At 63.1% G+C, this 13,434-nt stretch carries 11 protein-coding genes; 7 read left to right on the top strand and 4 right to left on the bottom strand.

Annotation, left to right across the window (positions count from 1 at the left end; translation table 11 throughout):
- The first annotated feature begins 176 nt into the window (after window positions 1-176).
- From ribB to LMTR13_RS30500, 3 genes are all read left to right on the top strand, one after another.
- Window positions 177-1,256, top strand: coding sequence for a 3,4-dihydroxy-2-butanone-4-phosphate synthase (ribB, locus tag LMTR13_RS30510; RefSeq protein WP_065731000.1), 1,080 nt, complete (start codon window positions 177-179; stop codon window positions 1,254-1,256).
- 192 nt (window positions 1,257-1,448) lie between these two features.
- The gene (locus LMTR13_RS30505; RefSeq protein WP_065730999.1) at window positions 1,449-2,663 is read left to right on the top strand and encodes an acyl-CoA dehydrogenase; all 1,215 of its coding nucleotides are present in this window, start codon (window positions 1,449-1,451) and stop codon (window positions 2,661-2,663) included.
- A 131-nt stretch (window positions 2,664-2,794) separates the two neighbouring features.
- Entirely contained in the window at window positions 2,795-3,712 is a 918-nt protein-coding gene (locus tag LMTR13_RS30500) for an MBL fold metallo-hydrolase (RefSeq protein WP_065730998.1), read from the top strand.
- Between the two features lie 138 nt (window positions 3,713-3,850).
- Here LMTR13_RS30500 and LMTR13_RS30495 read toward each other — a convergent pair whose 3' ends face one another.
- On the bottom strand, window positions 3,851-4,702 hold the full coding sequence (locus LMTR13_RS30495) for a DUF1499 domain-containing protein (protein WP_065730997.1): 852 nt from the start codon (window positions 4,700-4,702) through the stop codon (window positions 3,851-3,853).
- A gap of 454 nt (window positions 4,703-5,156) precedes the next feature.
- Between LMTR13_RS30495 and LMTR13_RS30490 the strand changes: the two genes are divergently transcribed.
- Entirely contained in the window at window positions 5,157-6,398 is a 1,242-nt protein-coding gene (locus tag LMTR13_RS30490; RefSeq protein ID WP_236843196.1) for an SEL1-like repeat protein, read from the top strand.
- Window positions 6,399-6,497: 99 nt separating this feature from the next.
- Here the strand turns inward: LMTR13_RS30490 and LMTR13_RS30485 are convergent, their stop codons facing one another.
- Both LMTR13_RS30485 and LMTR13_RS30480 read right to left on the bottom strand, forming a co-directional pair.
- Entirely contained in the window at window positions 6,498-7,394 is an 897-nt protein-coding gene (locus LMTR13_RS30485; RefSeq protein ID WP_065730996.1) for a LysR family transcriptional regulator, read from the bottom strand.
- Between the two features lie 713 nt (window positions 7,395-8,107).
- Complete coding sequence (locus LMTR13_RS30480) at window positions 8,108-9,736, bottom strand: fatty-acid--CoA ligase (protein ID WP_065730995.1); 1,629 nt, start codon at window positions 9,734-9,736, stop codon at window positions 8,108-8,110.
- Window positions 9,737-9,820: 84 nt separating this feature from the next.
- Here LMTR13_RS30480 and LMTR13_RS30475 point away from each other — a divergent pair, with 84 nt between their 5' ends.
- Complete coding sequence (locus LMTR13_RS30475) at window positions 9,821-10,984, top strand: extensin family protein (protein ID WP_065730994.1); 1,164 nt, start codon at window positions 9,821-9,823, stop codon at window positions 10,982-10,984.
- 28 nt (window positions 10,985-11,012) lie between these two features.
- Here LMTR13_RS30475 and LMTR13_RS30470 read toward each other — a convergent pair whose 3' ends face one another.
- A complete protein-coding gene (locus LMTR13_RS30470; RefSeq protein ID WP_065730993.1) occupies window positions 11,013-11,702 on the bottom strand; it encodes a L,D-transpeptidase in 690 nt (229 codons plus the stop codon).
- Between the two features lie 403 nt (window positions 11,703-12,105).
- On the opposite strand from LMTR13_RS30470, the gene LMTR13_RS30460 reads away from it, so the two are divergent.
- The gene (locus tag LMTR13_RS30460) at window positions 12,106-13,077 is read left to right on the top strand and encodes a magnesium transporter CorA family protein (RefSeq protein WP_065730991.1); all 972 of its coding nucleotides are present in this window, start codon (window positions 12,106-12,108) and stop codon (window positions 13,075-13,077) included.
- Between the two features lie 131 nt (window positions 13,078-13,208).
- A complete protein-coding gene (locus LMTR13_RS30455) occupies window positions 13,209-13,430 on the top strand; it encodes a hypothetical protein (RefSeq protein WP_065730990.1) in 222 nt (73 codons plus the stop codon).
- The last annotated feature ends 4 nt before the right edge of the window (window positions 13,431-13,434 follow it).

The following is a 13,434-nucleotide window of genomic DNA, read 5'->3' as shown; positions in this document are numbered from 1 at the left end:
AGTGCTTTCGCCAGGCGAAACCGCTCGATGCGGCCGGGCGATCATCGCCAGTGTTTTTCATTCGGGCCCGCCATGCCTCTCCAGCGTTCCGCCCTGCGTATTGACGCTGGCGCCGGCCATGGAGTCCGGCTAATGCACTTGCAGCACCCCGCGAAATTTGACGAGATTTTTGGAAAATGGCCGATACGATCCAGGAAGTTCTGCAAGCCTTTGCCATGGGCGAGCTCGTCGTCGTCACCGACGACGACGACCGTGAGGGCGAGGGTGATCTGATCGTTGCAGCTTCCCTCTGCACCGCGGAGAAAATGGCATTCATCATCCGCCATACCTCCGGCATCGTTTGCGCACCGATCACTACGGACGACGCGCGCCGGCTGCGGCTCGATCCGATGGTGGCGCATAACGAGTCCAATCACACCACCGCCTTTACCGTCTCGATCGACTACAAGCCCGATGGCGGCACCGGCATTTCGGCGGAGGAGCGCGCCTCCTGCTGCCGCGCGCTCGCCAATCCCAACGCCGGCGCCAACGACTTTGCCCGGCCAGGCCACATCTTTCCGCTGATCGCACGCGACGGCGGCGTGCTCTTGCGCTCCGGCCATACCGAAGCGGCGGTCGATCTCTGCAAGCTTTCCGGCCTGCCTCCGGTCGGCGTCATCTCCGAGTTGATGAACGACGACGGCACCGTGATGAAGGGCGAGCAGGTCGCGAAATTCGCCGCCGCCCACAAGCTCAAGCACGTCACGATAGCTGACATGATCGCCTACCGTCAGGCGCGCGAAAAGCTGATCGAGCGGGTCGCGACGTTTACGACCGACAGCCCGATCGGACCGCTCCAGGGCTATGCCTATCGCTCGCCCTTCGACGAGATCGCGCATGCTGCCTTCGTCTATAACGGCGTCGGCGACGGCAAGAACGTGCTGACGCGCTTGCACAAGCCCAACATCGTCAAAGATCTCTTCACGGGCCAGGCGCGGATGCAAATCGTACTGGATCATTTCAAGAAGGCCGGTCGCGGCGTGCTGGTGTACCTGCGCGACGGCGCGGCCGGGGTTCCCGTCGAACCGGTTGGCGAACAGAAAACGGCGGAGGCCGATAGGCACCGGCAATGGCGTGAAGTCGGCGTCGGCGCCCAGATCCTGCGCGATCTCGGCATCACTTCGATCGTCAATCTCACGTCCTCCGTGCACGACTACAAGGGATTATCCGGGTTCGGCATCGAAATTGTTTCCAACGAGAAGTTGGAGGGACAGTAGTCGTCATTCCGGGTTCGATGCGTAGCATCGAACCATGGGGCGCCCCTTGCGCCCCTGAGAATCTCGATAATCCGGGTCTGGTGCTTGCGCACCATCCCGGAATGACGATCGCCCAATCCATTTGCGCTTCTGCCGATAGCGCATTAATTTGGCGGCAATTTCCAACGGGACAGTGATGCGAAAGGGATTTTCATGAGCGTGCGCCCTCAAGCCAAGGACAAGCCGGCGGCGGCTTCCTTTCAGTGGGACGATCCGTTCCTGCTCGACGACCAGCTCACCGAAGATGAGCGCATGATCCGCGACACCGCGCGTGCCTACGCGCAGGACAAGCTCTTGCCGCGCGTCATCAACGCGTATCTGGAAGAGAAGACCGACCGCGAGATATTCAACGAGATGGGAGAACTCGGCCTGATCGGCGTCACGCTGCCCGAAGAATATGGCTGCGCGAACGCGAGCTACGTCGCCTATGGCCTGGTGGCGCGCGAGATCGAGCGCGTCGATTCCGGCTATCGCTCGATGAACTCGGTGCAGTCGTCGCTGGTGATGTACCCGATCTACGCCTATGGCGACGAGAACCAGCGCAAGAAATACCTGCCGAAGCTGGCCACCGGCGAGTGGGTCGGCTGCTTCGGCCTGACCGAGCCGGATGCCGGCTCCGATCCCGGTGGCATGAAGACACGTGCCGAGAAGGTGTCCGACGGCTATCGTATCAGCGGTAGCAAGATGTGGATCTCCAATGCCCCGATTGCCGACGTGTTCGTCGTCTGGGCCAAGTCGGCCGCGCATGACAACCAGATCCGCGGCTTCATTCTCGAGAAGGGCATGAAAGGCCTGTCGGCGCCGAAGGTCGGCGGCAAGCTGTCCTTGCGCGCCTCGATCACCGGCGAGATCGTGATGGACGGCGTGGTGGTGCCGGAGAGCGCGCTGCTGCCCAACGTATCAGGCCTGAAGGGACCGTTCGGCTGCCTCAACCGCGCCCGCTACGGCATCTCCTGGGGAGCGATGGGTGCAGCGGAAGACTGCATGCACCGCGCGCGGCAATACACACTCGACCGCAAGCAGTTCAACCGGCCGTTAGCGGCAACGCAACTCGTGCAGAAGAAGCTCGCCGACATGGAAACCGAAATCGCGCTCGGCCTTCAGGCCTCGTTGCGCGTCGGCCGCCTGATGGACGAAGGCAAGATGGCGCCGGAAATGATCTCGATCGTCAAGCGCAACAATTGCGGCAAGGCCCTCGACATCGCCCGCGTCTCCCGTGACATGCATGGCGGCAACGGCATCCAGATCGAGTACCACGTGATGCGCCATACCGCGAACCTGGAAACCGTGAACACCTATGAAGGCACCCACGACGTCCATGCCCTGATCCTGGGCCGGGCGATCACGGGGATACAGGCGTTTTCGTAAATCCTCGCACCGTCATTCCGGGGCGCGCGCAAGCGCGAACTATGGTGCGCAATTGCGCACCTGAGAATCTCGAGATTCCGGGTTCAGCCCTGTCGGGCTGCCCCGGAATGACGTCGGAGTGAAAATTCCAGATGGCCGACAACGACGACATTCCGTTCAACCGCGATTTCCCGCTTCAGCCCGGCGTCGTCGATGAGCCACGGCCCGGCGTACGGCGCGTGCTCTGCAATAATCCCAGCCCGTTCACCTTCACCGGCACGGTCAGCTACATCGTCGGCAAGGGCAAGGTCGCGATCATCGATCCCGGGCCCGATGATGAAGCGCATGCCAAGGCGCTGCTCGACGCCGTACGCGGCGAGACGGTGACGCATATTCTCGTCACCCATACTCACCGCGACCACTCGCCGAACACCGCACGGATCAGGGCGGCCACCGGCGCGCCCGTCTATGCCGAGGGGCCGCACCGCGCCTCGCGGCCGCGCTTTGAGAGCGAAAAGCACAATCCGGAATCCGGTGCCGACCGCGATTTCAGGCCCGACATCGAGGTCAAGAGCGGCGATGTCATCGAAGGGCAGGGCTGGGCGCTGGAGGCAGTCGCAACCCCCGGCCACACCGCCAATCATCTCGCATTCGCGTGGCCGGAGCGGAAGATCAATTTCGTCGGCGACCATGTGATGGGCTGGTCGACTTCGATCGTGGCGCCGCCGGACGGATCGATGATCGACTACATGGCCTCGCTGGCGCGGCTGGAGGCTCGTGAGGAGGACCTGTATTTCTCGGGCCATGGGCCGGAAATTCCGCAAGGACCGCGTTACGTCCGCTTCCTGACCCGCCACCGCCAGGCCCGTGAAGCCTCGATCCTGCACCGCCTTGCCAAGGGCGAGGCCGACATTCCGACCATGGTCCGTGCGATCTATATAGGCATCGACCCGCGGCTGACGAATGCGGCCGGCTATTCCGTGCTGGCGCATCTGGAGGACCTGGTCGCCCGCGGGATCGTTGCGACGGATGGTGATCCGGTGATCGGCGGGACGTATCGGTTGGCATGATCTAGCACGTCATTCCGGGGCGACACGAAGTGTCGAACTACGGTGCGCAATTGCGCACCTGAGAATCTCGAGATCCCCCGGTGCACAATTGCGCACCTGAGGTTCGCGCTTCGCGCGCCCCGGGATGACGCTGACGCGTCATTTTTTCACATTCTTCGCCTGGGCTTTCGCCGGGGCCTGCGGCTTCTTCGGCGCCGCCGGCTTGGCGTTGTCGACGGCTGAGTTGATGTCCTCGATCAGCTTGCTGACGCGGGCGGCGTTGCTGCCGAGGTCGCTTTCGAAATAGCGCGAGGAGGAGCGGATATCGACCCGCGATTCCTCGGCGTCGGGCGTGATGCGGATCGAGATGTCCTCGCGGAAGCCCATGATCGGCGTCCGCGCCACCGCCTCGATGCGGCCGATGCGGCGCGGCGGCTGCGGCGGCCGTTCGTCGATCACGAGCCATTTGCGCTTGGCGACCAGCGCGAGCGTCACCTCATAGGCCCGCTGCGGCGGGACTTCGAGCTCCACGGTCTGGATATCGGGGTAGGCGATCCGCTGCCGTTCGGCCGAATAGAGCCCGGCATAGACAGCGGAGTTCGCGCCTTCGCCGCTGCGCAGCCGGGCCAGCGCCTCGAAGCGCGGCGGATCGATCGGATCGGTGGTGATGTCGTGGATCGGCGGCAGCTTGCGGTATTGCAGGGCGAGGTAGGCCGGGTAGGCGAGCAGGAGGGCGTTGATCAGGAACGCCAGCAGGATCCGCCCCATGCCGCGCGACCCGTTCTGCCAGATCGCGGCAAAGGCGGCGAGGCCGACGAGAATGGACAGCACGGCCAAACCCAGCGCGCCGAAGAACGTCGCCAGCGCAGGTTTTACCTCCAGAAAGCCGAAGCGGACGATGATGATCGACACCACCACCGCGACCATGGCAAAGATGGCGAGGTTGCGCGACCAGGTGGCGAGGCTGGACACGGGCTCCGACTGGTAGGGAGCGGAAAACCTTCGGGCCATCGGTGAATCTGCCGGTTTTGAAATCTGTCTGGCCGGCGGGCCGGCTGCAAACTCGCAAGCTTGAGACCACGGCGTGGCGCAAATTTCAAGTTTGCAGGCTATGCTAATCGGGCGACGCGCCGCGCAGCAACCTGACGGGTTAACCATCGCTGTAAATTGATTATTAGTTGTAGATTGAAGTTGGTCCAACTTTCGACTACCTCTCGCCGCTGGGTTGTCGTATTTGCCGCAACACGGGACTGTCCTGCACGGGACACCGGCGAACGTCAGCCAAAGGGGAAACGGCGGGCGTCAGCCGGAAGCGCTGCAGGATGATCTCAACTCCCGGTCCTTGTTGCCGGGCGGAGTCGCAAAAAAATTGCGGTTGCGCCGCCGGAGTTCTAGGATCGCATAGGGCGCAATCGGCATACGTCCGCGGGGCTGGCGGAAGGCCCCATGAGGGCGAGTGTTCAGTATGAGTGATGCAAAGCACGAAGGATATGTCGGCCCGAACGATCCGGCATATTATGCGCCGCGTGAGCTGAGGGAACGGACGAGCAGCGATCAACCGGGCACGATGCTGATGCAGAACGACGATGGCTGGCGTCCGCGAATGCCGACGGAAGGACCGCCCTTGCAGCCCTTCAGCAAGCCCGCACGCCGCCAGGATTCCGAAATGTTCACCAAAGCCGTGGCCCAGGCCATGCAGGAGGCGAGGGAGACCGCACCGGTCGAAGCGCCATCCGTGCTTCGCGACCTGTCGGGACGCCGCGCGCTGTTCCAGCAGGTCATCCGGTTCTCGATCGCCGTGGCGATTGCGGCGAGCATCGCGATGCTTCTCGTCATGGCCATTCCATCGTCGCAGCGCCCGGCCAACCAGGATAATGCGTCGCTTTCGGCCGCCTGGCAGTCGGTGAAATCGTCGGTGCTTCCAGCGCCGCAGCCGCAGCCAGCGAGGCGTACGGCGACCTTGGCCGTACAGGACGGCAGCGGGTTCGCCAACGATCCCGTGCCGCTCGGGATCCACGTCGGCTCTCCGCCGCCCGACGCCTACGTATCCATCAATGGACTTGCTGCCGGCGCACGGCTCACATCCGGCAAGCGTGTCGGTCCGAGCGAATGGCGCGTGTCGGCGACGGAGATTTCGGGTGTTTCGGTCATTCCGCCGGACGGATTCACCGGCCAGATGCTGGTGACGGCGGAGCTGCGTGACGGTAATGGCGTGGCGCTCACCGGCACCTCCACGCGGCTGACCTGGGCGCCTGTGCCAAAGGCCCCCGTCGCTGCGCCACCGGTTGCCGCGCCCGCCCCGGTTGCTGCAGCCCCGGTTGCTGCACCCCCGGTCGCCGCACCGCCGCCGCCGGTCGCCATGGCAGCCGCCGTGCCGTCGCCGATGCCAGCCGCGCCGCGGCAGGCGGAAGTCGTGCGCAGCCTCGATCCGAAGGAAATCGCTGCCCTGATCAAACGCGGACAGGACCTGCTCGCCGCTGGCGATGTCCAGTCGGCGCGGCTGTTGCTGATGCGCGGAGCCGAGGCGCGGGATGCGCGCGCGGCGCTGCTTGTCGGCACGACCTACGATCCGGCGCGGCTCAGGCAGATGGGCGCCGATGGCCCGCTGGCGGACGTCGCGCAGGCCCGCATGTGGTACCAGCGGGCAAAGGAATGGGGTGAACCCGACGCGCAGCGACAGCTCGACGCGCTGGCGCTCTCGCGCTGATCCGAACGCGGCGCGGTGCACGCGCCCGTCGATTGCACACCGCCGTGGCGTGCGGCCAGTTCTAACGAATATTGGCGCAAGCGGCGGTGCTGCGGATCGTCACCGCGCATCGTTCAACTGCGAGATCATGAAGTCGGTGAAGGCCTTGACGCGCGGCGTGCGGTGACGGCCGGGCACTGTCACGACATGGATCGGAAACGGTTCGCTCAGATGGGTGTCCTCCAGCAGCCGAACGAGCGCGCCTTCTTGCAACGCGCGCGCGACGACAAAGTCTGCCAATCTCGCGATGCCGAGCCCCGCTACCGTAGCGTCGAGCAGCAGGTCGGCATTGTCGCTTGCGAATGTGCCTGAGATGGCGAGCCGGTTAATGCCTTCATCGGTGTGGAACGGCCATTGATTGATCTGCGCAAAGCCGGTCAGCGTCAGGCAATTGTGCCGCAACAGATCGGCGGGCACGCGCGGTGAACCATGTTTCTTCAGATAGAGCGGGCTGGCGCAGATCAGGCGTCTGGCGTCGGTGAGCTTACGCGCCACGAGGGTTGAGTCGCCGAGCTGCCCGGAGCGGATGGCCAGGTCCACCTGCTCGGCGACAAGATCGATTTGCCGGTCCGAAACAAGAAGTTCGACGGTGATTTCGGGATAGCGGGCGAGGAACAGCGGAAGCGCGGGACCGAGTATCTGTTTGGCATAGGCCGTTCCGACGCTGATCCGCAAAAGACCGCGCGGAGCACGGCTTCCCGCTGTTACCTCGGCTTCCGCGGCCTCGATCGACGCAAGTATTTCCCGGCTTCGGGCGACGAAAAGCTCGCCTTCAGCAGTCAAGACCAGACGCCGCGTGGTGCGCGTCAGCAGACGAACGCCCAGCCGGTCCTCAATGCGGGTCACAAGTTTGGAGAGCGCTGAAGGCGTGAGCCCGAGGTCGCCCGCCGCCGCAGCGAAGCTGCCGCGCTCGATCACGCGAACAAAAGCATTCATCTCGGCGGAGGCACTATTCATGAATTAAGTTCAGGAATGAAATGAAACTGCAGGTGATTATCATATATATAGAACATAATAAAGTGCCTCCGTCGGCTAATGGAGACCAGTCAAATGTCAGCGGAAGCGAGTTGGAGCGGCGGTCCAGGGTGGCTTGGTAGCGGTGATGCTGTCCTGCGCCATCCCAATGGCCGCATCGATATTGGCGCTTATGCAGCGATCGCACGGCGGCAGCGGGCCGCAGCCATAGCGTCTTCGATGCTCTCGGCAGTCAGGTTCATGCGTGATGCCGGGGTCGCCATTACCGCCCGCACTCGCAAACAAACCGCCGCTGGAAAGCCCAGCGTCTGATTTCGAAAGATAGGCTGTGGGCTTGGCGAAATTTCAGCGGCGAGGCTGCTGAAAATTCCAGATCTCCCACCCGCCAGCTTGCTGAGGGCTGTCGCACCAGCACCCTCAGTGTGGCAAATCAGGACGCGTTGCCTTTGGAGGAACGAAAGGCACGCTCGCGCGAGTTGCCTTTGGAGGAGGAACGAGAGGTACGCTCGTGCGAATAGCCCTTCGGCGATAATAATCGCGGGAGCTCATGGCTCCGCGAAGCAGCGACGCAAACAGATCGAAAGTTACAAAAAGCGCGTCCATCGGGACATCTGGTCTGCGCCAGCGCGCGATCAAATTCACGCCGGCTCTTTGTTTGGGCTGTCCCTCCCGGTACGGGAGGGACAGAGTCTGATTCAGGCTGCCGCGTTCGGGAAGCGGTAGCTCTTGAACTGGTCGCGTAGCGCGGTCTTCAGGATCTTGCCGGTTGCGGTGTGCGGGATGCCGTCGACGAAGACGACGTCATCGGGCATCCACCATTTCGCGATCTTGCCATCCATGAATTTCAGGATGTCTTCGCGGCTTGCCTGGTGGCCGGCCTTGAGCTGGACGATCAGCAGCGGACGTTCGTCCCATTTGGGATGGTAGACGCCGATGACGGCGGCTTCCGCGACCGCGGGATGGCCGACTGCGAGGTTTTCGAGGTCGATCGATGAGATCCATTCGCCGCCGGACTTGATGACGTCCTTGGATCGGTCGGTGATTCGCATGTAGCCATGCTGGTCGATGGTGGCGACGTCGCCGGTGTCGAAATAGCCTTCCTCGTCGAGGATGTCGGTATCGATCTTGAAATAGGCCTTGGCGACCGCGGGCCCGCTCACCTTGAGGCGGCCGAAGGTCTTGCCGTCCCACGGCAGCTCCTTGCCGGCATCGTCGGTGATCTTCATCTCGACGCCGAACGGCGGGTAGCCTTGCGTCTGCAGGATGTCGAGCCGCTCCTCGCCGGTGAGTTCGGCAAACGGCGGCTTCAGCGCGGCCACGGTGCCGATCGGGCTCATCTCGGTCATGCCCCAGGCGTGGCGAACGCGCACGCCCATGTCGACGAACGACTTGATCATCGAGCGCGGCATCGCCGAGCCGCCGCACACCACGCTTTTAAGATGGGGCAGCTTCAGATTGCCGGCCGCCATGTGGTTCAGCAGCATCAGCCATACCGTCGGCACGCCGGCGGTATGCGTGACTTTCTCGGTGTCGAGAAGTTCATAGACCGAAGCGCCGTCGAGCTTGGCGCCGGGCATCACCAGCTTGGTGCCCATCGAGGGCGCGGAGAATGCGATGCCCCAGCTATTGGCATGGAACAACGGCACCACCGGCAGCATTGTCTCGGCGGCGCTGGTGCCGAGAGCGTCGACATTGTTGGCCATCAGCCCGTGCAACACGTTGGAGCGGTGCGAATACAACACGCCTTTGGGATCGCCCGTGGTGCCCGAGGTGTAGCACATCGCGGCCGCGGTATTTTCGTCAAAGTCCTTCCAGGCGAACTTGCCGTCGGCTTCCGCGATCCAGTCCTCATAGGCGACCGCGTTCTTCAGCGTGGTCTGCGGCATGTGCGCCTTGTCGGTCAGCACGATGTAGCGCTCGACGCTCGGCAGGTTGGCTGCGATCTTTTCCAGGATCGGCACGAAGGTGATGTCGGTTATCACCGCGCGATCCTGCGCATGGTTGATGATCCAGGCGATCTGGTCGGGGAACAGCCGCGGATTGACCGTGTGGCAGATCGCGCCGATTCCCATAATGCCGTACCAGCATTCGAGATGACGCCAGGTGTTCCAGGCGATGGTGGCGACGCGGTCGCCGAGCTTGATGCCGTCGCGGTCGAGCCGTTGCGATACCTTCAGTGCGCGTGCATGAATTTCGGCATAATTGGTGCGATGAATGGGACCTTCGACCGATCGCGTGACGACCTCTTGCGTGCCGTGATACTTCGCCGCGTGTTCGATAATCCGATGGCAAAGCAAAGGCCAGTCTTGCATCAATCCGAGCATACGCACTTCCCTCCGATGGTTGTTTTATTGCCGCACGACCCGCGAACATTGCCCGCGGATCGGGGTTAAGTTCATGGAATTGAAATGAACTTTACCGCGCAGAAAGCAAGCCGAAAATGGGCTAATGGCGCCTTTGGCCGCATTGCACCGGCAATGGTTACCGCTGCCGCCGCGGCGCTATTGATTGGCATGCCAGTCGAGCCGGCCTGGGCGGCCAAAGCGTCGCGCGCTGCGCCGTGGGACAATCTGTTCAGGGAGTTTCAGCCGCGTGCACGAGGAAAGGCACGCCGCGTGGTGGTGCCTCTGCCGAAGCCGCGCCCTGCGGAGGCGCCGTCTGCCAAGCCTGAGGGGCCGGCCGAGAAGGAGCAGGCGGCGCCTGAGAAGGACAAAACGAGGGAGCAGGCGGCGCCTGCACCGGAGCCCACGCCACAACCATCCGCGTGCCGCCTGGCGCTGACGGACGAAGTCGCCATTGCGCCCAGCATCCCGGACATCCGCGGCGCCAACGGCTGCGGCGGCGAGGACCTGGTGCGGCTCGAGGCGATCGTGCTGCCGGACAAGCGGCGGGTGTCGGTGAAGCCTGCGGCGATCCTGCGCTGTACCATGGCTTCAGCGCTGGCCGACTGGATCCGGAAAGACATTGCGCCGGTGGCAGAACGCCTCGGCAGTTCGGTCTCCGATCTCGACAATTTCGATTCGTACGAGTGCCGCGGCCGTAACCGCATCGTCGGCGCAAAACTCTCCGAGCACGGCCGCGCCAACGCGCTTGATGTGCGCGCCTTCAAGCTCGCCAACGGCCGCCTGATCTCGCTGACGGACCGCACGGTGCCGCGGGAATTGCGCGAGACCGTGCTGCACTCCGCCTGCGCGCGGTTCTCGACGGTGCTCGGCCCGGGCTCGGATTGGTACCACGAGGATCACATCCATCTCGATCTGATGGAAAGGCGCGGCAACTACCGGATCTGCCAATGGGACGTCTGGGACCCGCTGCCGCAGAGAGCGCCGCTATTGCCGGCAGAACGGCCCGAAGAAGCGCCGTCGCGCGAGGTCGCCGCCAAGCCCGACGACGCCAAGTCGGACATGAACAAGTCGGACGTGAACAAGTCTGGCGCGAACAAGTCTGATGCGAAGCCCGATGCTGCCAAGCCGGACGCTGAGGAATCGAATCGCGAGAAGTCGGATCAGGCCGAGCCGCCGCGCGAAGAGAAGCCCGCAACGAAAAAGCGCCGGCAAAACCGGCGCTCCTGATCTTCGAATATGGTCCAGCCGCTGCCGGCTATTGCGCCATCGGGCCGCTGTTGCCGCCGCCCTGCAGCGCCATCTTGGAATTGAACGGCGAGTCGCCCTGCTTGGGCTCCAGCACGACGACCACGGTACCGGTCTTCACCCGGCTGTAGAGGTCGATGACGTCCTCATTGGTCATGCGGATGCAGCCCGACGAGATCGAGGCGCCGATATATTCCGGCTGGTTGGTGCCGTGGATGCGGAACAACGTATCGCGGCTGCCCTGGTACAAATAGAGCGCGCGGGCGCCGAGCGGATTGTCGACGCCGCCGGGCACGGAAGCCGGCAGGCCTTCGATACGCTTGTGAATGTCGGCGGTCGGCGTCCATTTCGGCCATTCCGCCATGTTGCCGACGCGCGCGATGCCCGAGAATGCGAGGGCTTCCTCGCCGACGGTGACGCCATAGCGGATCGCCTTGCCGCCGTCCTGGACCAGATAGAGGTAGTGGTTGTCGGAATCGACGACGATTGTTCCGGGCAGTTCCTTGCGGTGATAGTCGACAATGGCGCGGCGGAACGCCTCCGGGGGCTTGACCGCGGCGTAGCGCGCCTTGGCGAGCTGGGCCTTGTCGTTCGGCTTGAGGGTGGCTTCAGGGGCGGCTTGATAGGTGGTTGCCGGCATGCAGCCGGACAGGGCAAGACCGGCGGCGAGCAGCCCCAAAATTACTTTCAGCGACGACATGGCGTACTTCCAATCGAAAGTCAGGCGTTCGCAAGCCGCAATCTTGCGCCTCAAACGCGACGATTCCATTAATCCCATTATCCGCAAAAGCCGGCAGATATGCCAGCATTTGCGCGCCCATTCTGCGCTGCGGAAGGCCGGCTGTGGCTTTTATGCCGCAAATTTTGCGCCTTTCGACTGATTGGTGGGCAGGGGGTGTGTCGGGGCCGAATTAGGGCCGCATGGGTGCCACGTCGCTGCCATAAATATGGACCGCCGGTTGATGTGCGGGTCATGAAGCGCTTGCCAGAATCGGGTTTAGTGCCGCTGGGTAGCCGTGGCGTTCTGAAGCGAATTCGGACCGGTTGGCGTTAAGAAAGCGCGTCAGAAACAAGAGGCCGCTGCCCAAGTTCCGGAGTTGCCCATGTTTTCGGTGTTTGTTCCCTTCGATTCCACCCTCAAGAAGCTCCCGGCCACGGACCCAGCGGCGCTGCCGGACAATGCGGTCTGGATCGACCTGTTGAACCCGACGATGCAGGAGGACCGCGCGGTCGAGCGGCTGGCCGGGATCGCGGTGCCGACCCGGGAAGACATGCAGGAAATCGAGATTTCCAGCCGGCTCTACATTGAGAACGGCGCCCGCTTCATGACCGCGACGCTGATGTGCCAATCCGACACCGATATGCCGAGGACCACGGCCGTCACCTTCATCCTCGCCGGTCACCGTCTGGTGACGGTGCGCTACGACGAGCCGAAGCCGTTTGCTCTCGTCGAGCACAAGCTGGCGCGCTCATGCCCGCCGGGCATATCCGGCGAAATGGTGCTGATGGAACTGCTCGATGCGGTGATCGACCGCTGTGCCGACATTCTCGAGCGCGCCGGCGCCGAGGTCGACCAGGTGTCTCACGACATCTTCGAGCCCGAAAGCGAACGGCAAGCCAAGCAATATGCGCAGATATTGATCGCGATCGGGCGCAAGGGGGATCTGGTCTCGAAGATCCGCGAAAGCCTGGTCTCGATCGGTCGCGTCGTCACCTTCCTCTCGGCGGTGGTCGAAGGCGTCAAATGGTCCAAGGACATGCGCGAGCAGCTCAAGACCATGCAGCGCGACGTCGGTTCCCTGACTGACCACGCCTCCTATCTCTCTAACAAGATCACCTTCGCCCTCGATGCCATGCTCGGCGTCGTCAATCTCCAGCAGAACAATATCATCAAGCTGTTCTCGGTGATGGCGGTGGTGCTGATGCCGCCGACGCTGATCGCTTCGATCTACGGCATGAACTTCAGGATGATGCCGGAACTCGAATGGCCGCACGGCTACCCGATGGCGCTTGTCATGATGCTCATGGCAGCCGTGCTGCCATACTTGCTCTTCAAGTGGAAGAAGTGGCTGTAGCGCAACGGTTCCCCGCGGCTTCCCCACGTACGAAAGATCGGCTCAATTCCACCGCTAAAATTTGAGCGGTGGACTGAACGAATGGTCGAAACTTGTCTGCGATAAAGCGTCTCTCAAGCCGCGAGGATCCCATGGTTGAGAAACTCATAATGTCGCCACGCAACGTCATCGATCTTGCGCGCTATCAGCAGGACCGGAGCGTCGGCAAGGCGCAGGCGTTCTCGACGCGGCTTTGCCGGCACTGCGGTGCTGTGCTGGCGGACGGCGAGAACGAGGACGAGTGTTCGAGCACGTTCAACGTCGCTGCGGCGACTGCTCTGCGCACTGCGCAGCGGAAGTTTTGCGCGGAGTGAATAT

Source organism: Bradyrhizobium icense, assembly GCF_001693385.1.
GTDB lineage: Bacteria > Pseudomonadota > Alphaproteobacteria > Rhizobiales > Xanthobacteraceae > Bradyrhizobium > Bradyrhizobium icense.
This window is presented reverse-complemented; position numbering and strand designations above follow the sequence as displayed.